The sequence below is a fragment of the Psychromonas sp. genome, assembly GCF_041586535.1.
Classification (GTDB): domain Bacteria; phylum Pseudomonadota; class Gammaproteobacteria; order Enterobacterales; family Psychromonadaceae; genus Psychromonas.
This window is the reverse complement of record NZ_JBFGZY010000015.1, coordinates 16,080-36,980: the sequence shown is the minus strand read 5'-3', so window position 1 is coordinate 36,980 and position 20,901 is coordinate 16,080. Positions and strand designations below refer to the sequence as shown.

At 45.7% G+C, this 20,901-nt stretch carries 18 protein-coding genes and 3 tRNA genes; 9 read left to right on the top strand and 12 right to left on the bottom strand.

What is annotated here, in order from left to right; all coding sequences use genetic code 11:
• Window positions 1-252: 252 nt before the first annotated feature.
• Window positions 253-1,167 (bottom strand): aldo/keto reductase family oxidoreductase, encoded by a 915-nt coding sequence (locus ABZA00_RS03165; protein WP_372880694.1) that lies wholly within the window; start codon window positions 1,165-1,167, stop codon window positions 253-255.
• 141 nt (window positions 1,168-1,308) lie between these two features.
• A complete protein-coding gene (locus ABZA00_RS03160; protein ID WP_372880693.1) occupies window positions 1,309-1,716 on the bottom strand; it encodes a hypothetical protein in 408 nt (135 codons plus the stop codon).
• A gap of 259 nt (window positions 1,717-1,975) precedes the next feature.
• Between ABZA00_RS03160 and ABZA00_RS03155 the strand changes: the two genes are divergently transcribed.
• From ABZA00_RS03155 to ABZA00_RS03145, 3 genes are all read left to right on the top strand, one after another.
• The gene (locus ABZA00_RS03155; protein WP_372880692.1) at window positions 1,976-2,962 is read left to right on the top strand and encodes a rhodanese-related sulfurtransferase; all 987 of its coding nucleotides are present in this window, start codon (window positions 1,976-1,978) and stop codon (window positions 2,960-2,962) included.
• 537 nt (window positions 2,963-3,499) lie between these two features.
• Window positions 3,500-4,426, top strand: coding sequence for a TAXI family TRAP transporter solute-binding subunit (locus ABZA00_RS03150; protein WP_372880691.1), 927 nt, complete (start codon window positions 3,500-3,502; stop codon window positions 4,424-4,426).
• A 64-nt stretch (window positions 4,427-4,490) separates the two neighbouring features.
• A complete protein-coding gene (locus tag ABZA00_RS03145) occupies window positions 4,491-6,404 on the top strand; it encodes a TRAP transporter permease (RefSeq protein ID WP_372880690.1) in 1,914 nt (637 codons plus the stop codon).
• A gap of 339 nt (window positions 6,405-6,743) precedes the next feature.
• Here the strand turns inward: ABZA00_RS03145 and ABZA00_RS03140 are convergent.
• The 3 genes from ABZA00_RS03140 to ABZA00_RS03130 form a co-directional block, all read right to left on the bottom strand.
• A tRNA-Pro gene (locus tag ABZA00_RS03140) sits at window positions 6,744-6,820 on the bottom strand.
• 27 nt (window positions 6,821-6,847) lie between these two features.
• Window positions 6,848-6,923, bottom strand: a tRNA-His gene (locus tag ABZA00_RS03135).
• Window positions 6,924-6,972: 49 nt separating this feature from the next.
• Window positions 6,973-7,049 (bottom strand) — tRNA-Arg (locus ABZA00_RS03130).
• Window positions 7,050-7,233: 184 nt separating this feature from the next.
• On the opposite strand from ABZA00_RS03130, the gene rnr reads away from it, so the two are divergent.
• Window positions 7,234-9,729 carry a ribonuclease R gene (gene rnr / locus ABZA00_RS03125; RefSeq protein ID WP_372880689.1) on the top strand — a complete coding sequence of 832 codons (2,496 nt, stop codon included), beginning with the start codon at window positions 7,234-7,236 and terminating at the stop codon, window positions 9,727-9,729.
• Between the two features lie 65 nt (window positions 9,730-9,794).
• Window positions 9,795-10,535 (top strand): 23S rRNA (guanosine(2251)-2'-O)-methyltransferase RlmB, encoded by a 741-nt coding sequence (gene rlmB / locus ABZA00_RS03120; RefSeq protein WP_372880688.1) that lies wholly within the window; start codon window positions 9,795-9,797, stop codon window positions 10,533-10,535.
• A gap of 95 nt (window positions 10,536-10,630) precedes the next feature.
• Here rlmB and ABZA00_RS03115 read toward each other — a convergent pair whose 3' ends face one another.
• Window positions 10,631-11,824 carry a DUF481 domain-containing protein gene (locus ABZA00_RS03115; protein ID WP_372880687.1) on the bottom strand — a complete coding sequence of 398 codons (1,194 nt, stop codon included), beginning with the start codon at window positions 11,822-11,824 and terminating at the stop codon, window positions 10,631-10,633.
• A 652-nt stretch (window positions 11,825-12,476) separates the two neighbouring features.
• Between ABZA00_RS03115 and rpsF the strand changes: the two genes are divergently transcribed.
• The 4 genes from rpsF to rplI are packed head-to-tail and all read left to right on the top strand — an operon-like array spanning window position 12,477 to window position 13,880.
• Window positions 12,477-12,860: a 30S ribosomal protein S6 gene (gene rpsF, locus ABZA00_RS03110; RefSeq protein ID WP_372880686.1), complete on the top strand. Its 384-nt coding sequence runs from the start codon at window positions 12,477-12,479 to the stop codon at window positions 12,858-12,860.
• An 8-nt stretch (window positions 12,861-12,868) separates the two neighbouring features.
• On the top strand, window positions 12,869-13,174 hold the full coding sequence (gene priB, locus ABZA00_RS03105) for a primosomal replication protein N (RefSeq protein WP_372880685.1): 306 nt from the start codon (window positions 12,869-12,871) through the stop codon (window positions 13,172-13,174).
• 9 nt (window positions 13,175-13,183) lie between these two features.
• Window positions 13,184-13,411, top strand: a complete 228-nt coding sequence (gene rpsR / locus ABZA00_RS03100) for a 30S ribosomal protein S18 (RefSeq protein WP_019613652.1) — start codon at window positions 13,184-13,186, stop codon at window positions 13,409-13,411.
• A 16-nt stretch (window positions 13,412-13,427) separates the two neighbouring features.
• Window positions 13,428-13,880 (top strand): 50S ribosomal protein L9, encoded by a 453-nt coding sequence (gene rplI / locus ABZA00_RS03095; protein ID WP_372880684.1) that lies wholly within the window; start codon window positions 13,428-13,430, stop codon window positions 13,878-13,880.
• A 395-nt stretch (window positions 13,881-14,275) separates the two neighbouring features.
• Here the strand turns inward: rplI and ABZA00_RS03090 are convergent, their stop codons facing one another.
• The 6 genes from ABZA00_RS03090 to ABZA00_RS03065 all read right to left on the bottom strand — a co-directional run bounded on the left by ABZA00_RS03090 (window position 14,276) and on the right by ABZA00_RS03065 (window position 20,764).
• The gene (locus tag ABZA00_RS03090) at window positions 14,276-14,656 is read right to left on the bottom strand and encodes a type IV pilin protein (protein ID WP_372880683.1); all 381 of its coding nucleotides are present in this window, start codon (window positions 14,654-14,656) and stop codon (window positions 14,276-14,278) included.
• Window positions 14,657-14,751: 95 nt separating this feature from the next.
• The gene (locus tag ABZA00_RS03085; protein ID WP_372880682.1) at window positions 14,752-18,108 is read right to left on the bottom strand and encodes a pilus assembly protein; all 3,357 of its coding nucleotides are present in this window, start codon (window positions 18,106-18,108) and stop codon (window positions 14,752-14,754) included.
• Window positions 18,109-18,136: 28 nt separating this feature from the next.
• Window positions 18,137-18,661: a PilX N-terminal domain-containing pilus assembly protein gene (locus tag ABZA00_RS03080; RefSeq protein WP_372880681.1), complete on the bottom strand. Its 525-nt coding sequence runs from the start codon at window positions 18,659-18,661 to the stop codon at window positions 18,137-18,139.
• Window positions 18,662-18,678: 17 nt separating this feature from the next.
• Window positions 18,679-19,632 (bottom strand): hypothetical protein, encoded by a 954-nt coding sequence (locus ABZA00_RS03075; RefSeq protein ID WP_372880680.1) that lies wholly within the window; start codon window positions 19,630-19,632, stop codon window positions 18,679-18,681.
• A 138-nt stretch (window positions 19,633-19,770) separates the two neighbouring features.
• A complete protein-coding gene (pilV, locus tag ABZA00_RS03070) occupies window positions 19,771-20,289 on the bottom strand; it encodes a type IV pilus modification protein PilV (protein ID WP_372880679.1) in 519 nt (172 codons plus the stop codon).
• A complete protein-coding gene (locus ABZA00_RS03065) occupies window positions 20,282-20,764 on the bottom strand; it encodes a GspH/FimT family pseudopilin (RefSeq protein ID WP_372880678.1) in 483 nt (160 codons plus the stop codon). The genes pilV and ABZA00_RS03065 overlap by 8 nt, the downstream gene beginning before the upstream one ends.
• Window positions 20,765-20,901: the final 137 nt, after the last annotated feature.

Here is a 20,901-nt window from a genome sequence, read left to right as displayed (position 1 = left end):
TGGATGAAAGCAAGGCATTGATTGCAGTAACTAGTTGTTCTAATTACAAAATCAATAACAAAGACTAAAACGTAGTTTTATGTCTAGCTAGCATTCATTTTAACAAGCATGAATGAATAGATAATTATCGGATTTGGTATTAGCGTATTTTGTTTAATTAAAGGCAGTAGTCGGAATTTTTACGTCCTTTTTAACTGCCTGATTCAGCGCTATGTACGGGGTCTGAAAGAGACCCTGTAATTTATCCCCCGGCTACGGCACAGCAAAACCTTTCGACGCTACCCAGATACGATACCACTGCTCATGATTCATCTGCAGCGCTAAAGCAGCGACGGCATCTCTGACCCGCTGTATATTCCCGGTGCCCAATAGCGCAACCGGATTTGACGGATGTTTTAATACCCAGGCATAAATCACCTGATCAATCGACTGCGCGCCGAGCTCTTCGGCCAGTTCAGATAAGGTGATACGCAAGCGCACCGCCTGCTCTGTCGCAGCGCTGAAAATTCTGCCCCCCGCCAGGCATGACCACGCCATCGGACGCACTCGGTACTGCTGCAGCTGATCCAGTGTTCCGTCGGCCACTACCTCAAAGTTTATCGGGTTGAGTTCAACCTGATTAGTCACCAGCGGCGCTTCTAAACGGGACTGCAACAGATCAAACTGCGCAGTGGTAAAGTTAGACACCCCGAAGTGTTTTACTTTACCGCTCTGGTTTAATGCGCCAAAGGCCTCTGCCACCTGATCTGCATCCATTAAAAAATCAGGGCGGTGTACCAGTAAAACATCCAGCTGCTCTACGCCCAGGCGTTTTAAGGAGTTTTCAGTGGAAGTTAAAATAGCTTGTTTACTGCTGTCATAATGAGAAACGCGCTTTTCCGTAGCGCTTGCAGGGATGCCGTTAATGCCGAACTTGGAAACAATTTCAATTTGCTGGCGAACGCCGGGATCCAGTTTTAATGCCTGGCCGAACAGGGTTTCGCAGTGTCCGGCGTCGTAAATTGCGGCATGATCCACCGTGCTGATCCCCATTTCGATATGCTGCTTAATAAAACTTAAGCGCGCCTGCGTACTCATATTCCAGGCACCAAGGCGCCAGTATCCCTGCACCAACTGAGAAAATTCAGGCCCTTGTGCAGCCATTGACACTTTTTTAACTGTACTCATCTATAGACTCCTTAATGAAATGGAGTTTGATTCTCCATTTGTCCGGGATTATTGACAGGAATGATTTGTAACAAAGTATAAAATTGGGCTGCAGATAGACAAAAAGGGCTCTCGCCCTTCTAATTTATTACCCGGTAGTGATTAAAATTCGTAGCGCACTCCCACAGCGGCACTTGCACCAAATTTAACATCATCCTGTTTGTCGCGATGTGCAAGGTGCGGAGAAACCTGCCCATAGAGATCCCATTTTGCCGCAAATGGGAAGGTCACACCAAGGGGTACGCGCACGCCCAGCTCATCACCATCCCAGTCAACAAAGGCGCCGGCCCCGACATAATAATTAAAAGGGATATCATTTCTGAATGACCCCTGCTCAAAGATATAATCAGCGCTGATTCCGTCATTACCGATAAATGCGTTGACATTATCCAACTGCCCTGCCAGACCAAATCCCTGGTCAAAACCAAAACCAAATTTAGCTGCATTCGCTGTTGTGGCCGCCGTTAACAGACTGGCCGTACAGATTAAGCTGATGATTAATTTTTTCATGATCATTCCCCGTTAAAATTATCAATGGTTCTAACCTACTAAGTAGAATAAAAAATGTCCAGCTGCATATATTAGATATAACAATCTTAGCACCTTTTTTTACGTCAGGAGCAAATCGAAAAAACAACAGAGCAGGCGGACAACCTCTGTTAATAAATTGTTAGGCGATTGTTTGCACCATTAACAAATCTTCGTATAATGTCACATTAACTAAACCCAAGCGCTGAATTTACGTTTCAGTCAGCTACGAGGAAAAAACATGTCAAACACAGTTGTCTGTGCATTATACCGCTTTGTCACCTTAGATGATTATCAACAAATCCAGGCCCCATTATTAGCCGTCATGCAGTCTAATAATATCAAAGGGACGTTATTATTAGCCCGCGAAGGGATTAATGGCACCGTTGCCGGCAGTCGCGAAGGGATTGATACCCTAATCAGCTGGTTAAAGTCCGATCCGCGTCTGAGCAACCTCACCTGTAAAGAGTCTTTTGATCAGGAAAATCCCTTTTACCGCACTAAAGTCAAACTCAAAAAAGAGATTGTCACCATGGGCGTGGAAGGCATTGATCCGCAAAAAACCGTCGGCAGTTACGTTAAGCCCAAAGACTGGAATGCCTTAATCAGTGATCCGGATGTGCTGTTGGTGGATACACGAAATGATTATGAAATCAGTATCGGTACCTTTAAAAACGCCGTTGATCCTAAAACCACCAACTTCAGAGAGTTCCCGCAATACGTTAAAGACAATCTGGACCCAGGCATCAATAAAAAGGTGGCGATGTTCTGTACCGGGGGTATCCGCTGTGAAAAGTCTACGGCATATCTCAAAGAGCAGGGCTTTGACGAGGTCTACCACCTTGAAGGCGGGGTATTAAAATACCTTGAGGAAGTACCACAGGAAGAGAGTATGTGGCAGGGCGAATGTTTTGTCTTTGACAATCGTGTTTCCGTCAACCACCAGCTGGAAAAAGGGCAATACGATCAATGTCACGGCTGCCGCTTACCTATTACCGAAGCGGATAAACAATCGCCTAAGTATCAGGAAGGAATTTGCTGTCATCACTGCCATGATCAGTTAAGCGAGCAGCAAAAGCAGCGTTTTGCACAACGTGAAAAGCAGGTACGTCTAGCGAAGCAGCGCGGCCAGAGCCATATCGGCAATGAAGCGCTTAGCCTGATAGAAAACAACCGCGCTAAAAAACAGGCGATAAAACAAGCGCAGAGAGCCAAGGCGAATAAATAACCTCAACTCCGGATAAGCCAGTCGATACAATCCCCTTATTTCCGCATATTTTTGCGTTGAAGCTAGAGCACCATATAGTTTAAAAAACGAACGCCAGAGCTGACTGAAAATCGCTCTGGCAAGGCGTGTTAGCGAAGGAATAGAGATCTCTTTCGAGCTGACACAACGCAGAATGAGCGATTTTCAGGCTCTCGCTGGTGCTGTTTTTTTAAACTATATGGCGCTCTAGTGACGCGTTTCTTAGCGTGCTTGTTATTCTCATCAGAAAGATCAAATAGTTAAAAGCATAAATAAAAAAAATGCTTAGTCAAATCAACCGCACATATTTAATAGACTGATTTAAAAGAACAAAAGGCATGCCTTGAATTTTATTGGTTCAATAATTTAGCATGATGTTATAAAATACAAATAAAATTTAACATCTTGTTCACATTTCTTATGTTGCTTATTTGACTTAAACTGCACCGCACGTAATGTACTCAAAAATGATAGATCTATTTTAAATCCCAAGATAGCTCAACGAACCCGGAGATGATCATGCTGAAACGAAACTTAATGTTGGCTTTATTATTTATCTTTCCTGCGGCAGTAAATGCTGAAAACTACTCAATTGGTACTGGTGGGCAGAGTGGTATTTATTACCCATTTGGTGGTGCCCTTGCTAAAGTGTGGTCTGAAAATGTACCTGATGTGAACGTAACGGCAGAAGTGACCGCCGCGTCGGTAGAGAACACCATTAAAGTAGTTCGTGGCGATATGATAGCCGGTATCGCGATGGGGAGCGTGGTACTTGATGCCTATCAGGGCGAGGGTAAGTTTCCGGCCAAAATGCCGGTAAAAACCCTGTTCGCTCTCTATCCAAATCTAGTGCACATCTTAACCCTCGAAAAGTCTGGTATTACCTCTTTAGCACAATTAAAGGGTAAACGCATCTCCCTGGGCGCGCCGGCAAGCGGTACGGCGGTTACTGCGGCATCTTTATTTGAGTCTATCGGTATTGACGTGAAAAAAGACATTGATGCGGTTTACTTAAACTACTCAGAAACCTCAAATGCCCTGGCTAATGGCCAAATCGATGCCGGCTTTATGGTTGGCGGGCAAGGGCTTGGCGCAGTAACGCAAATTGCTTTAACACACAAAATTAAGCTACTTTCGATTACTGAACAAGAAAGTGCGGCCTTTATGAATAAATACCCCGCCTACAGCAGCTACGATATGCCAGCCGGCGTTTATAACAATGTTGATGCAGTAGCGACATTAAGCGTATGGAACGTGCTTGTGGTTAACGCAACAATGAGCGATGACATGGCCTATAACTTAACCAAAACGGCCTTTGAAAATATCGATGACATTCGTAAAGTGGTAAAAATGGCGGAGATGACGACACCGGAAAATGCGACGCGTTTACAAAGCGTGCCACTTCATGCCGGTGCACAAAAATACTTTGCTTCACTCACCAACTAAAGCGCTGAGTGCTCTGCTTAGCTTTCATTCCTTGTTGTTGTGACTCTCACCTGCGGACATTAATATGAATATTACTAGCGATAACGGTCAAGCTCTTTGCCATGACTTAGGTTATGAGAAAACCGTAAAGGTTTTGGGATTTATGATATTGGGAATTGCGATCGCCCTGTCGATATTTCAAATCTGGCAGGGGGTGAGCTCTACTATTTCTGCAACCTATTTTCGGCCTATCCACCTTTGCTGGGTGCTTGTCCTTATCTTCTTACATTATCCATTAATCAGTGACCGGGATAGCCGACTCTATCTTGTTGGACGAATAATCGATCTTGTCCTGTGCGGGCTGATTATTTTTGCTGGCTATCGACTGTCGATATTTGATTATAACGACATTAACTATCTGTTTTACGGCTTGAAACTGCCTGATATGATTGCAGGGTGCGGATTACTTGTATTACTGATGGAAGGGTGTCGCCGAACCGTTGGTTGGGTGATGGTCTTCATCTCGCTGTTGTTTTTGAGTTACAGTGCATTTGGTGACATGTTACCCAGCGGCGTTGCGATTAAAGCCTATTCACTGCAGGAGCTTATTCAGTTTCAAATATTCTCAGCGAACGGTGTATTTGGCTCCGCATTGGGCATCGCGGCGACAACGGTATTTATCTTTGTCTTGTTTGGTGCTTTTTTAGAAGTGACCGGCGCCGGTAAATTCTTTATCGATTTGTCATTTTCTATTGCCGGAAAATATCGTGGAGGACCTGCCAAAGCTGCGGTATTAGCCTCTGCCGGGCTAGGCTCTATTTCCGGCTCTGCCATTGCAAATACCGTAACCACCGGCTCTATCACCATTCCGATGATGAAAAAGTTGGGCTACAAGCCAGAACAAGCCGCAGGCATTGAAGCCGCAGCCTCTACAGGCGGGCAAATCATGCCCCCTATCATGGGAGCGGGCGCCTTTGTGATGGCACAATTTACCGGTGTACCCTATAGCGACATCATGCTCGCCTCTATAGCACCTGCTATTTTGTATTTCTTCTGTACTTTGCTGTATGTACACCTAATGGCGTGCAAGTTAAACCTAAAATCAATGGGCCGGACTGAGGCGGTTCTCCGGGTAATGAAAGATGGTGCGCATTATTTAATTCCGCTGCTATTAATTACTACCTTATTGATGATGTCGTATTCACCATTGTTGGTGGGAGTTGCTGGTTGCGCAGCTATTTTATTAACCGCTGCGCTGCGTAAACACAGCAGAATTGGTTTTCGTAAATTCTGTGAGGGCATGAAGAACGGTGCGCTTCTGGCGTTACCTATATCAGCAGCCTGTGGTGCGGCAGGGATCATCGTTGGTGTCGTCGGGCAAACAGGTATTGGTTTGCAATTCACCCAGTTTGTGATGGATTTTTCAGGCGGTCATCTGTTAATAGCACTTGCCCTGGTCAGCATTGTGGCCATGGTGTTAGGCATGGGTCTACCGGTAACGGCAGCTTACATTGTATTGGCGATTATGGTAGTACCTATGCTCAGTGACTTCGGGTTACCATTACTCACCGCGCATCTCATTGTTTTCTGGTTATCACAAACATCGAATGTGACTCCACCTATTGCCCTAGCCGCCTTTGCAGGTGCAGGTGTGGCGAATGCAAACCCAATAAAATCCTCCGTTGAGGCGTTTAAATTGGCGGGTGGTTTTTTCATTATTCCAATCATGATGGCGTATACGAATTTGGCAAACCCCGGTGCAGGTGTCGTGGATTTAGTTTATTCCATTGTTCAAACACTGACGATTATTATCGCTATTGCCGTGGTCATAGAAGGCTACTTATTACGTGCTCTTTCGGCTTTGGAAAGATTTTTAGCCATGTTGACTATCCCACTTATCTTGCTCAACCCTTTCGGTATTGGAATGCTTGGTATTGTAATTATGCTTGGCTTGATCGTGATCCAATGGAGAGGGAGAGCGCCACTAAGTGAGGTATAGTTAATTTCTTATTTTAATTTAATAAGTGAAATAGCCGGGTAGTTATGGCGTTTATCCGCCAGCCACCGCGGAAAAACCATGTGCTGAGCGATCACATCAAAGATCGCTATACAGCGCTGCTGCTTTGTCTTTGAGCACTGTTTTCAAGCGACAGCTTTGTCTTTGAGCAATCTTTTCAAGCGCCAGCTTTGTCTTTGAGCAATCTTTTCCGCGAACCTCTGACCCTCTGGTCCCGCTCTCTACCAGGCACTGGAGATGCGCTACCAAGCTGCGCTAATCACCGGTCCGTAGAATGCAAAAAGCCCGTAACACATTGAAGCGTTACGGGCTTTTCTAAAGTGGTCGGTGATAGAGGATTCGAACCTCTGACCCTCTGGTCCCAAACCAGATGCGCTACCAAGCTGCGCTAATCACCGAGTATCTAGTTTTACATCAAGAAAAGATGGGGCGAATGACGGGGATTGAACCCGCGACAACCGGAATCACAATCCGGGGCTCTACCAACTGAGCTACATCCGCCACTAATACTTCTTTTACGCTATTGACCTGACCGTTATCTTCCGAAAAATGGCGCACCCGACAGGAGTCGAACCTGTGACCTTTGCCTCCGGAGGGCAACGCTCTATCCAGCTGAGCTACGGGTGCTCACGTCTTTAGCGTGGCGCGGATAATACTTATTGTTGGAGAAGCTGTCTAGTGTTTTCTACAACTTTTTTAATTTTTTTCACTATTTTTTATAATTTTTAACCACTTGGATAAACTTTAATCGGATGCTTTGGGCTTTTTCAGATATACTTTGATTAATTTCTTCATAAAAGAGTCTTCAACTATGACCCAGGATCCGTTCTTCGATCGCGAATCACAAACTTACGAACATCCGGTACCAAGCCGTGAATTTATTCTCGCCTATTTAGCCAAACAGGCGAAGCCCGTCAGCCGCGATGCATTGTTTAAGGCATTCTCTTTAAGCAGTGAAGAGGAGGCGGAAGGATTACGCCGTCGTTTAAAAGCAATGGAACGTGACGGGCAGTTAGTCTGGTGCCGCAATGCAACCTATGCCCTGCCTGATAAGTTAAATCTGGTTAAAGGTAAGGTCATTGGACATAAAGATGGATTTGGCTTCTTGAAAGTCGACGACCATACAGATGATCTGTTTTTACCCGCACATCAGATGCGCACCCTATTCCATGGCGATCGCATTCTGGCGCAACCGGTGAAGGTTGATGCACGTGGCCGCACCGAAGCACGTTTTGTACGTTTATTGGAAGAGCGTCCGGAGCCGATTGTCGGCCGTTATTTTGTTGAAGATGGTATCGCCGTGGTGGTACCCGATGACTCCCGTATCAATCACGATATTATTATCAACAAAGAGCACAATCTCGGTGCCCGCCACGGACAAATCGTGGTGGTGGAAATTATCCATCGTCCCAAACCGCGTTTTACCGCACAGGGTAAAATCACCGAAGTATTAGGTCAGGAGATGCAGCCGGGCATGGAAGTTGAAATTGCCCTGCGTACCCATGATATTCCCCATCAATGGCCTGAAGGTTTAGATGAAGAATTAAAAACCATTGGCGAAGTGGTACCTGAAGAAGCGTACAAGGGCCGCGTAGATCTGCGTCAACTGCCTCTGGTAACTATAGATGGTGAAGATGCGCGGGATTTTGATGATGCCGTTTATTGTCAGCGTGAAGCTGATGGCGGCTGGCGTTTATGGGTTGCAATTGCCGATGTCAGTTATTATGTCCGCCACGGCACCATTTTAGATAAAGAAGCGATTAACCGCGGTAATTCGGTGTATTTTCCGGATCAGGTTGTCCCGATGCTGCCGGAAATATTATCCAACGGGTTATGTTCGCTAAATCCGCAGGTAGACCGTTTATGTATGGTCAGCGAAATGGTTATTTCTAAAAAGGGGCTGTTAACTGACTATAAATTTTATGAAGCGGTGATGAACTCCCACGCGCGCTTTACCTATACCAAAGTGGCCGCCATTTTAGAAGGTGATCAGGCGCTGCGTGAACATTACAAGACATTAGTGCCGCATATCGAGGAGCTCGAACACCTCTATAAAGCCTTTAAAAAAGCGCGCCATATTCGCGGTGGCATGGAGTTTGAAACGCTGGAAACCCGTTTTATTTTCGATCAGAACCGTAAAATAGAATCGATTGTGCCGTTAGTGCGTAACGATGCCCATAAAATCATCGAAGAATGCATGATCCAGGCAAACGTTGCCGCGGCGCGTTTAATTTCCAGTGCTGAAGCTGCTGCTCTGTACCGTGTTCATGAAACCCCCAGTGAAGAGAAGTTAGTGAATTTCCGGTCGTTTCTGGCAGAGCTGGGCTTAAGTCTGGGCGGCGGCGATAAACCGGCACCGGGGGATTATGCAACCCTGGCGGAAGCATTTGTTGGTCGGGAAGACAGCGAGCTGTTACAAACCATGTTATTACGCTCCATGAAACAGGCCGTGTATCAGGATGAAAATCTCGGCCACTTCGGTTTGGCGCTTGAAGAGTACGCGCATTTCACCTCGCCGATTCGCCGTTACCCGGATCTGATTTTACATCGCGCTATCAAGTATGTGATTGCCCGTCAGGAAAAGGGGCAGTTAAAAGCAAAATGGACCAATACCGGCGGTTTCCACTATCAGCACGATGAAATGGGCTTTTTAGGTGAACACTGCTCAATGACTGAACGTCGCGCCGATGATGCGACCCGTGATGTTGCAGATGCGCTTAAGTGCGAATATATGCAGGATCATATTGGTGATGTGATGGTCGGTACCATCGCAGCGGTGACCAACTTTGGTTTCTTTGTGCGCCTGAATGATATTCATATTGATGGCTTAGTGCATGTTACCAGTTTACTTTCTGATTATTATATCTTTGATGCCGGTAAGCAGACCTTAAAAGGTGAGCGCACCGGACGCACCTACCGGATCGGTGATACGCTGGAAGTGAAAGTATTATCGGTTAACTTAGATGATAAAAAGATTGATTTTGAATTAGCCGATCAGGAAGCGGCAGGACAACGCAAACGTGCCCGACGCACGGCATCTTCTGCAAAAGAGCGCCCGATGGACCGCCGCGCGAGTGGCAAAGCCGGGGATAAAAAAGCGCCTAAACAGAGCGACCAGCCGCTGATCCGCGAGATTGATCAGGAAACCGCTGAACAGCAGCAGAAAAAAAACAATAAGTCGAAAAAGAAAAAAAAGATCAAACAGGGTGAAAAAAATACCGCAACATCGAAAAAGAAAAAAACAACCAGTAAAAAGAAACGTCCCGGCCGCGCCGAGCGCGCCAGAGCGAAAGCGAATAAAGGCTAAAAAATCTGGAAAGCTGACGGCTGACGGCTGAACCCTATTATTAATAAATTAGATTAGAGAAAAGAATGAGCAAGAGTGAATTGATTTACGGTATGCATGCCGTTGATGCCCTACTGGAAAGACAACCGGAGCGTGTGATTGAAGTCTACGCCTTAAAAGGACGTGATGATGAACGTCTCAATGATGTGCTCAACAAGGCACGCGAATGGGGGGTATCGGTACAGTTTATGCAGCGTAAGGCACTGGATGATAAATCAGAGGGTGAACAGCACCAGGGGATTATTGCCCGCATCAAGGCGGCCAAAGTACTGACCGACAATGATTTGGAGCCGATTTTAAATGAATTGGACGTCCCGCCATTTTTACTGATTTTAGACGGTGTCACCGATCCGCATAATTTAGGCGCCTGTTTACGCAGTGCGGAAGCAGCTGGTGTGCATGCGGTGATTATTCCAAAAGATAACTCCGCAAGTTTAACCCCTGTGGTGCGTAAAGTAGCCTGCGGTGCGGCGGAGTCTATTCCGCTTATTCACGTGACCAACCTGGCCCGCGCAATGCGTGACCTGCAGGATAAAGGGATCTGGATCTACGGCACCGCCGGTGAAGCGGAGCAGAGCATCTATGACTGTACACTGCAGGGCGGTATCGCACTGGCAATGGGCGCGGAAGGTAAAGGACTGCGCCGTTTAACCCGCGAGCATTGTGATCAGCTGATTAAGCTGCCGATGGCCGGTGCCGTTTCCAGTTTAAATGTCTCTGTTGCAACGGGAATCTGTTTATTTGAAGTGGTTCGTCAACGACGTTAACTAAGTGGTCAGTGGTCAGTTGTCAGTTGTGAGTTGTCGGCTATCAGCTGATTACTGATTACTCATGACTCACGACTGAAAGCTGACCGCTGCAGTTAAAACGCATACATCAATGTCAGCCCTGAAGTAACTTCCTGATTTAACGTGTCTACGGGCACGTTTTCTGTGTATTCATATTCAAAATTGAAAATCAAATAGAGTTCGCGATAAATTTTGTTCTGCGCTTTAAAGGTCACCCCGTAGGTACTGTTTTCCCGCCCTACTTCCATCACTGCGCCCATTTTAACCTGCAGCGACTCGGACAATATACGTTCGTAATTAGCCAGGCCGCGCACGATAAATTCATCAGCCGAAACAGCATCTTCCCCCACGTTAGGAACTGCCATACGGTAACCGGGGCCGATTTCGATATTAAATTTATGCCTAGGCAGCGCAAAGACAATCCGGCCATAACCCAGAGTATAAACATCCTCTTTATCATAACTGGCAAATTGACTGCGCTGCAAATCGCTACGGGCAAAAATGGAGTTGCGCGGATCTAGATAGTAGTCCCCCTGCAGCTGCCAGCGATATTTTTCGGTGGCCATCTCATCATCTTCCTCTTCAAGCTCAAACTTTAAATTACTGTTCAGGGTGTATAAATCAGGGACGGCATAATTGAGAATAAGGCGGCCATTCATCGCGCGGGTTACCTGGTTATCCTGCGCATAGGAAAAACCGAACTCCACCGCCCCGGAAAGATCCCCCTCCGGTTCACTGGCAAGCACAACCTGATCGATCTGCTCTGTTTCTTCGACAATGTCGGCCGGTGGTTTCGTTTTGAGCAGATCCGGCTGACGCTGAATATTCGTTTTCAGTAAATCGGCTTCTGACGCCAGCAGCTGAGAGTGCTCCTCCTGCGCCCGTTTAAGTTCGCGGTTATTTTTTTTCAGGGCAGAAATATACCCCTCTTTTTCGAGCAGTTCACTGTCAAGGTTATTAAGTTGCGCCGCTAATCTCTTATTGTCTTCCTGCAGCGCTGCCAGTTGCGTCGTTAGCAATGCCAGTTTTTCAGCATTTGTCTGTTTTTCCTGCGCCAGTTGCGCTGCCGCGTTTGCACTTTCTTTTTTTACAGCAGCCAAGGCTGGCGACTCGACCTCAGTCTGCGGCTCAACAACGACAACGGGGTCAGTTTCAACAATTGCAGTTGGCCGCGCTTCTTCTCTATCATCCGCAGAGAGTGAAAAATTCAACGCCACCAGCGCGATGATATTAATCAGTAAAATAATAAAGAATTTCGAATTCAACAAGGTGTACTCATAACAATAATATCGGCTAACACAAAAAGCCGATCGATCAAAAATTAAACAGAAAAATAGCCGCTATTGTAAATATTAACCGCACAGATGCAATGCTTATACCCATGTTACTTCAATTTTATGCCTAAATACTTAGTGAAAAGTTATCAGGTCTTTTATGCAATTCCGTACTGTCTATTATACAGAACGCCTCCACGGGGCCTCGGTTTTAGCCGAGCTTGATGATTGCGCGGCTGAAGCCGCGGCCCCAAACAGATAACTAATACATTGAGTAACTACCTGACAATTTCAAAATGAGTTAGCATCTCGGCACGGTTTTCCTTGCTGGCTTTGCATCTTGAAATATCATGGGTATATACCAAAGGAAAAAAAAATTTGATCCTTCCAGCTTGTTAAAATCAACCTTAACTGTGTTGTGCTTTTGATTCAGAACATCCTATTCATCAACGCGTTATGGCCAGCTAAAACTGTTCGAACTTTATTATTAAAAATATCTTTATTATTAGCAAAACATCGCTTGCGTCCGGGTTGACTAAACTGTACACTTTCTCGCCTTAAATCAACCACCCTTTTTGTTCCTTGCTTCTATTGGTACGGTTGAGCCAAATTAAGAAGCTACTAACCCGTAAGGAGCGATTTTTATATGCGTCATTATGAAATCGTATTTATGGTTCACCCTGATCAGAGTGAACAAGTTAATGGTATGATTGAACGTTACACAACTTCTATTACAGAAGCTGGCGGTACAGTTCATCGTTTAGAAGACTGGGGCCGCCGTCAACTGGCTTATCCAATCAACAAACTACACAAAGCACACTATGTTCTTATGAATATCGAAGCTGAGCAAAGCGTAATCGATGATTTGGAAACTGCTTTCCGTTTCAACGATGCAGTGATCCGTAACATGATCATGCGCACTAAAGCTGCTGTGACTGAAGCATCTGTAGTAGCAAAAGCAAAAGAAGAGCGTGTTGAACGTGCTCCTCGTGCACCGCGTCCAGAAGCAGAAGCGACAGCTGAAGCATAAGAAACTTAGTGACTGATAACTTTTTGCGACTTGCAGGAATAGTGACTGAAAAGCCCACATTCAAAAAGAGTCCTGCAGGTATAGAACACTGCAATTTCGTGATTGAACATCGTTCAATGCAAAAAGAAGCTGAATTACCACGCAACACATTTTGTTATATGCCTGTTGCAGTAAGTGGGACACTCGCTAGTCAGTTGAAAAATCAATTATCGAAAGGTATGCAGCTTAGAGTCAGTGGTTTTATCACTTATCACCAGAGTAAAAACAAGCCTGGTAAATTAGTGTTGCATGCTCAGTACATAGAACAAATTTGAGGAACTACCATGGCTCGTTACTTCCGCCGTCGTAAATTCTGTCGCTTCACTGCTGAAGGTGTTAGCGAAATTGATTACAAAGACGTTGTTACGTTAAAAAATTACATCACTGAAAGTGGTAAAATCGTACCTAGCCGTATTACTGGCACAAGTGCAAAATACCAACGCCAACTAGCGCGCGCTATCAAACGTGCACGTTACTTGTCACTATTACCATACACAGATTTACACAAGTAAATAGGAGCTATATATTATGGAAATTATTCTACAAGATACAGTTGCTAACCTTGGTAAACTTGGTGATAAAGTTAATGTTAAAGCTGGTTACGCACGTAACTTTCTTTTCCCACAACAAAAAGCTGTTCCAGCAAACAAAGCAAACTTAGAAGCTTTTGAAGCACGTCGTGCTGAATTAGAAGCTAAACAAGCTGCTAACCTTGCTGCTGCACAAGCTCGTGGTGAAGCTTTAGCTGCATTAGAAGTGGTAACTATCGCTTCTAAAGCTGGTGATGCTGGTAAACTATTCGGTTCAATCGGTACGCGTGATATTGCTGATGCAATCACAGCTGCTGGTGTACCTGTAGTTAAAAGTGAAGTTCGTCTTCCTGAAGGCGCTCTACGTAACACTGGTTCATACGAAATTGCTGTAGCAGTACACTCTGACGTATCTACTATTGTTAACATCGAAGTGGTTGAAGCTGAATAATTCGGCTTGTTAAACTAAGATGAGAAAAATACCTGCTTTCGAGCGGGTATTTTTTTGCCTGAAATATATGAATGCATCAGCTGACGGCTGCCTGCTGACGGTCGTGAGCAGCGGGTTGCGAGCGAAAAATTATACCAATTCCGATAATTAGATGATCTATTTAGGCGTAGAAAAAACGGATGAAAGCAAGGCATTGATTGCAGTAACTAGTTGTTCTAATTGCAAAATCAATAACGAAGCTAGCATTCATTTTAACAAGCATAAATGAATAGATAATTATCGGATTTGGTATTAGCCCAGCGCATAACGGTTATGATGTGTCGCTTACCTGAATGATGGTTGCTTAAGGTGCATAAATGCACCCTACAAATTAGATCAGACGGCTGAGCTTAACATCACCAACTGCGTTCGCCGGTTGATTTTAAGGTTAATGTGCCATCACCTGCCTGCGCATTAACCGCTTCGGCGGCAAGCTCGTAGGCGCTGCCAGTGGCACTATTAATTTTAAGGTTATAGTAGGTATCTGACCCATCTATTGGCGCTTTTGTTGAAAAAATAGTCGGTACGCCACCCGATGCAGCGCCCACGTAGGTGCCGTTTGTAGTATAAAAACGTTCCATTGCCTGCGCCAGGCCCAGCAAAGCCGCTTGTCCATCGGCACGGCGCGATTGACGAACACTGTCCGTGTATGAAGGGTAAGCTACCATCGCCAATATACCGACAATCGCCACCACAATCATCAGTTCGATCAGGCTGAATCCTTTTTTAACGTTCATTTTACTTCCTTTCCGGCCTCCCCCGTTGGGGTTGCCGTTATTATTGTTATAGCCAAGGCACCTTCAGTACTGCTGAAAGTGGCCGGTCAGCTTTATTATTCGCGGATCAGCTCCTGCCAGGAGAGCCTGCCCTCTTGAGAACCTTCACCAACATAGACATCTCTTTCTTCCAATATACCGGTACTGCCCACGGTGTATTGCACCGTCCCTAATATGCCGGATTCAGAAGCCAGGCCGTTATCAAAAGACTGACCAACGTAACCGAGATCGCCATCGTCAGCATCAGTATCGCCATCACCATCTATATCTTTCGAAGGAGTAGCGGGAGCGTCTTTACTGTCAATTATGCCGTCTCCATTAGCATCAAAAACAGCATAACTAGGCGCCAGACCAGTGTCCAGGCTCAGTGACATCAGCCAGCTTTCGCCGCCCGATGAACAGACGTCACCACTTGGAATAACCGTATTGAAAAACAGTACTTTATTGCGCACCAGTGAGTCGCTTATCACTCGCTCCCCAGAGACTGGCAGATCTATATACCAACCTGATTTCGTGCTCCAATCTATGGTACTCCCGCTGATTTTACGCAATCCACCGGTAGTGGTTAAGGTTCTTTCCGTAAGACCGCTGCGCGTTTTTATTCCTGAGCCATTATCTAATACACTGTAATAACTCATCTCATTCTGGTTACCCGACACATCGCTGGCTTCAAGGTATTTACCCGTGCCGAAAAACACCAAAAGATTAGGTGAATTACTCATTTTTGTGGATAGATTTGGATTTTTGGTCACTGATGGCGCGGTGGTAATGGGCTGAACTTCACTCAAGCCATTACGTGCGGTAAATAAAGGTTTAGGTGTATTTCCCGATTTATAAGCAACTGCCCAGTTGTTTGTGTTACTAGCATGGCTTACATCAAATGCCCACATATTACCCTGCAGATCACCGGCATAAACACGATCCGCTACGCCGTCGTGATTTGTATCCACGACAGTAGGTGTGGACAATCCGTTTGGCGTGGTAGTATCGCCCACTCCTGTATCAATTTCTATATAATCACCGCTATCCCAGCCATCAAGACCATCTTCGATAAACAGAATAAACAGCTTGGCTTTGCCATCTCCGCTATTGTTATAACCATTACCGACAATCACCGCCCATTTACCATTGGCCATCATGGCTACCGTTGGTTTACTGTAGCTGTAACCAAAATCTTCATCGCCACCTGTCGCCGTGCTCTCGAACTCCCATAAGATATCGTCTGCGCCAAAGTTATCGGGATCCGTGACATCCAATGCAAACAGCCCTTTACCACCACTGCGCAATCCGCCAATCAATACCGAGCGCCAGGCTTTAGTCGTTAAAGAAGCTTTTTCCCCGATATAAACATCACTGACAATAGGCGTTAGGTCAACATAAAACTGGTGCGCATAGCTCTTATCCGCCAGATAATGCAATCCGGCGCTACTGGCACTTGATGCGATCATGTTAGGTATATAAGCAAACTTTTCTTTACCCTTATTTGTCCCCGTTAGTTCGGCATTAAAACCATGCAGCATGCCATCATTGGCACCAACGTAGATCATCGGCGTTCTGCCGGCCTTGGCGGTTTTAAAATCGGAATAATTCTTATCCGTTGCGCCAAATTTATCATTTGAGCCATAATCCGGCCAGTTTAAGTAAGGCTTACCCACATAAACCGAGGTCGAGTTGACAATATCACCGAGGCGGTTGGAGCGAACCCGGTACTTACCGGTACCACTGCCTTCATTGCTCTTATCTCCGCGAATATAATTTAATAACTGCTTGGCATCCGTGTCAGTGCTGCTACCGTCGCCATCAACATCAACCAGCAGATCGTTCTTTTGAACAGTACTTAAAGAAGCGAAATTGGCAGAGGTAAATTCAATGCCGCTGCTGCCTGTGTAGGTAAATATGTTTCTATCCGCGCTGGCCATATCATCAAGCAACGATCCGGCATCCCAGGAAGCTGTCGTTGCAACGGCTCCGGCGTCGCTTAATTCAAAGGCTTTTAGAGAGCCTTTCCAGCCCGCGGTATTAAAACCCGCCTGATACAGCGCACTATCTGCACTTAATTCACTGGTATTAAATGATACCGCGGTCATTGCCGCAACTTGTGCAAATATGTTTTGCGAAGCACTTTGAAACGCTTTGAGCAGGTCCGTACTGTTGGCTGCGGTAAGCAATGTGCCATCGCCTCCGGTACCCGCTCTTGCCATATCAACCATTAGCGCATTGGTATCTAACGCCGCATCAGCAAAACCAATGACATAGGTACTTACATTGTTTTTTTCCTCAGCAAGATCAGGACGCAGATCAATATCATGCATCGCCATAATCACATCATCGGCGTAATCGGATCCGCCCGATAAATAGGTATAACCGGTTTTCTTTCTATCATCACTATTACAGTTACTGAGATTATCGCCGGAGCAGTCACCATCATAATCCTGTAATGTTGCCTGAATAGTCGTATCAGACATAGGCAGGCCATCGGTCATTGCCACAATAAAGCTCTGTTGACACCACGCTTCAATGGGCGCGGTTAAGCTGCCTGAATCAGAGCTGGGTAAAGAACCAAATACGGTATCTGCCGAAGCGTTTGCCTGATCCGCAGTCCCCGGATGAATGGTTAGATTTTCGCTTTCACCGCCTAAAGCAAAATAACGCCCGAGATGCTGCAGTGACTCGGCTAATGGCGTTGAACCGCTGTTGCTTATCGCATCAATCTTGCCATTTAATGTTGTTTTCTGTTCGGGACTCAAATCAGCCATATTGGAAAGTATTTTGGCGCCGGCACCGTTATTGTAAACTGATAATCCGACACGAATAGTGTCCAATCCATTAATTAAATCTTTTGCAGAAACTTTGGCAACTTCCATACGGGTATAGGTCCCAGGTTTCTTTCTCGCACCTGCTCCAAAATTAATGTTTTCACTATTAAAATACCAGTTTAAATAATCCCCTGTATAAGCTGCCGAAGCATAACCTGAGGGAGAACGGGGAGAACTGCCGGAATTTGCGTAGAGGTAGACCTCGTTATAAGTAAGATCATCGTCAAAACATCTTTTACTGTTACCCGAGGCGCCATTAGCGGAGTCCTGTCCAAAATCATACTCTGTGCCGCCATAGTTAAAATAAACGTCCCCATCACTCTGAATGCGCACAGATACTGCAGAATTAGTACTCGTAAGTTTATAACCCTCATTACATTCAAAGCTTGCATCTGACTCAACATAGGGTAAATCAACGACAATATTGGACATTGAACCGGAACTATCCAGTAGCAGCATCATATTGGGTTTTACCGCGGAGCCGGTAATCAAAGGTGTGGTCGGCAAGTCCAAAGATGCAGCCAGCGCATAGGGAGCAGCACAAAAAGTAAGCAGCATAGACTCGACGATTAGTCGTTTTTTGAATATCCTGTTCATTGTTTTATTCCTTTCATTATTGATGAAGTTAAATACGCTTACCGTAAAAACTCACCACGATACGTTCAGTATTGCGATTATCGCCCATGGAGCGGGAGACAATTTTGAAACCGTGGACATTACCGCTGCCCGTGGTTTGACCATAACCGTTGATGGTGACGCTGGATATTTCCTCATCGGCGCTAGGTAACAAACCTAAATATTCGATAAAATAGCGCGCCTCCTCGACGGAGATGGTGGTTGTTGCCGCACTGCTTTTACTATCCGTCCAGTTAGCATCGGCAAAAAGATCCGCTGGCCCATTACCCAAACTATAACGACCTCCGGTTCCCGCATCATTAAATGAGGTGGTGCCGACCAGATTATCTATTACCTGTTCGGCATCTCTTAGACCCGATTCCGCTATTTCCAGGGAGATATGCGCATCACGCACCGCTGCGGTCATTTTCTCCTGCACCACGCCGGATTGACTGGTTGACAGGACAAACAAAGTTAACGTAAATAAGATGACCAAACTGATCACCAGCACTGCGCCTGACTGTTTTTTTAGCATGATCTTATTCACCTTTATCACAATGTGCGGTTACGGATATTAACGGTCACCGTATAGGTTCTCTTTAACGGCGAGGCAGATGAAGCATCTCCACTTTCTATTTCCAGCGCCACGCGAATAGCGCGCACGCTGTCCATGACCAATCCGCCGTCGTCAGCGGGAACATAATTATTGTCACCATCATTATACAATAACTGTAAATTCGTCACGCCCCTGACCAGCTCACTGGCAATACCATCTTCACTTCTATACAGGGAATAACCACCGGCTGAATTTCTACCGATAAAATAAGTTTTCACATAGGGGATAAGGAGCTGCACATCTGAGCCACTGTAGTCTTTAGAAAGCGTTTGCGTTGCATTTTGATACGTCTGTGCACTGTACTTGGTTGTTACTTTTTGGCCTTGATTATGAGTTATCACAGTTGTGGTATTAATATGTGTATTTAAAAACATATCCCCGGACAGACAATCAGACAGCAATAGGACTGTTCCTTGGGGGATGTCGACACCTGACTCGATTTTGATGCTAGCAGCGCCAGGGTTCATGCTAATAATCTTTAAATCAGAAAAACCTCTCGCCCCGCGCAGTGTCAAGGTATCGGTCTCATCTTTCACTGTTATGCTCGAAATGGTCTTGGAGCTGACTTTCGCCTCTCCGCTAATACCTTGACCAACCGGTACATAAGTAAAGGCGCTTTCTATCGTATTATTTATCTCGGCGATATCATTCATACAGCCCCAATAATCGGCGGAGCGGATATCACGGCTGAGCATCTGGATCGCCATCCGGCCGTTTTCCTGAACCCGGGAAAATGCATTCTGCAGGTTGGCACTCTGCAGACTGGCGGTAAACACCTGCAGGACAGCAAAGAGCACCAGTAATCCCAGCGATAAGGCGATCATCAGTTCGATAATTGATAAGCCACGTTGCCGACCGAAATGAAGCTTGTTTTTTGTGCAAATACCCATAGTTCCCTCTAGAGTAAAAGTGTATAGCCGAAAGTGTGTTTTCCTGTTTGCTATTTGCTATTTGCTATTTGCTAAATCTAGACCCAAATTACTTGAAAATACAGAAAAGAGCCGGTTCTGGTGATTTGAATATATCTGTTAAGGCTGAATAGTTAAGGTAAAATCCGCACTGTCCACCTTTCCGCCACTGCTATCGCGCTGCTGCTCCTGCCATGCCACCGTGATAGCGAACAATAGCGGGTCATTATTGATTTTAGTGACCGTGCCGCTGCCTGTCGGCAATCCACCGGACATAACAGGCAGACTGATTTGCTGATTCCACTGGTAACCATCACGCTGGGAAAGCTGAACAGGAGTACAAGGGCCGCAACTGGGTTTGCTCACCGAAGCGGTTATAGCGTCATAACCTCCTTCTGATATGCCAACCTGATTAGAGCGCATCCGTTCAGCCATATCATAAGCAAAAGTGGTCGCTAACGTGCGGAACTGGGAGTTATTGATATTTTTTAGGCTGTTAGCCTGCAGCGCCGCCAGCCCGAGCAAGCCAATTGCCAGAATAAATACAGCAACCAATATCTCCAGCAGAGAGCTGCCCTGCTGATATCGGTTTTTTCTGAAGTTTAATTTGCGATGGTATATTTGATTATTTTTATCCACAAGTCACCTTCTCAGCAAAAATTGCACCGGATATTAAAATCTCAATTTGCCGTCCCTGCTCTCCGCTGCGGTCATCACAAAGTTTCAAAACATCTGCATTATTGACTTCGCCGGAAGCCTTGAAGACAAAGCTTGTCCTGCTGTTGGAACTGACCACTGTGCTGCCGCTTTTCAAAGGCTCCCACAAGCGTAATTCTTCACCTGTATCGAAGCTGCTGTCGGCATCTGCATCGATCCAGACCACCAGCCCGCCGGTCCAGCTTGAACCATCGCGCTGCCCTAAGAACACGGTATTGCCCCGTTTGACCGCTTCCATACGTGCATAATTAAATGCCCCAACCATCTCATTGCTGCTGGAGATCATATTACTGCTGCTGCTAGTCTCTTTAAAACTGGGTATGCCGATAAATAATAATATTGCCCCGAGAGCCAGCGTAATCAGCAATTCCACAACAGTAAAACCTGAATTTTTCATATAACTCCTATATACCCATGTTACTTCAAAATGCTTTGTCAGGCACGAGCTCGGAGACCAGATCAAGGCGCAGCATGAGGTAATGGTTATTCCCTTTTCGATTGTTGCAACGCAGCGCTGGTTTTCGAGCTAGGGCC

Bases quoted from the DNA above. Each gene is read 5' to 3' on its own strand.
- ABZA00_RS03165 (WP_372880694.1), bottom strand. From the start codon at position 1,167: ATGAGTACAGTTAAAAAAGTGTCAATGGCTGCACAAGGGCCTGAATTT.
- ABZA00_RS03160 (WP_372880693.1), bottom strand. From the start codon at position 1,716: ATGAAAAAATTAATCATCAGCTTAATCTGTACGGCCAGTCTGTTAACG.
- ABZA00_RS03155 (WP_372880692.1), top strand. From the start codon at position 1,976: ATGTCAAACACAGTTGTCTGTGCATTATACCGCTTTGTCACCTTAGAT.
- ABZA00_RS03150 (WP_372880691.1), top strand. From the start codon at position 3,500: ATGCTGAAACGAAACTTAATGTTGGCTTTATTATTTATCTTTCCTGCG.
- ABZA00_RS03145 (WP_372880690.1), top strand. From the start codon at position 4,491: ATGAATATTACTAGCGATAACGGTCAAGCTCTTTGCCATGACTTAGGT.
- rnr (WP_372880689.1), top strand. From the start codon at position 7,234: ATGACCCAGGATCCGTTCTTCGATCGCGAATCACAAACTTACGAACAT.
- rlmB (WP_372880688.1), top strand. From the start codon at position 9,795: ATGAGCAAGAGTGAATTGATTTACGGTATGCATGCCGTTGATGCCCTA.
- rpsF (WP_372880686.1), top strand. From the start codon at position 12,477: ATGCGTCATTATGAAATCGTATTTATGGTTCACCCTGATCAGAGTGAA.
- rpsR (WP_019613652.1), top strand. From the start codon at position 13,184: ATGGCTCGTTACTTCCGCCGTCGTAAATTCTGTCGCTTCACTGCTGAA.
- rplI (WP_372880684.1), top strand. From the start codon at position 13,428: ATGGAAATTATTCTACAAGATACAGTTGCTAACCTTGGTAAACTTGGT.
- ABZA00_RS03090 (WP_372880683.1), bottom strand. From the start codon at position 14,656: ATGAACGTTAAAAAAGGATTCAGCCTGATCGAACTGATGATTGTGGTG.
- ABZA00_RS03085 (WP_372880682.1), bottom strand. From the start codon at position 18,108: ATGAACAGGATATTCAAAAAACGACTAATCGTCGAGTCTATGCTGCTT.
- ABZA00_RS03080 (WP_372880681.1), bottom strand. From the start codon at position 18,661: ATGCTAAAAAAACAGTCAGGCGCAGTGCTGGTGATCAGTTTGGTCATC.
- ABZA00_RS03075 (WP_372880680.1), bottom strand. From the start codon at position 19,632: ATGGGTATTTGCACAAAAAACAAGCTTCATTTCGGTCGGCAACGTGGC.
- ABZA00_RS03065 (WP_372880678.1), bottom strand. From the start codon at position 20,764: ATGAAAAATTCAGGTTTTACTGTTGTGGAATTGCTGATTACGCTGGCT.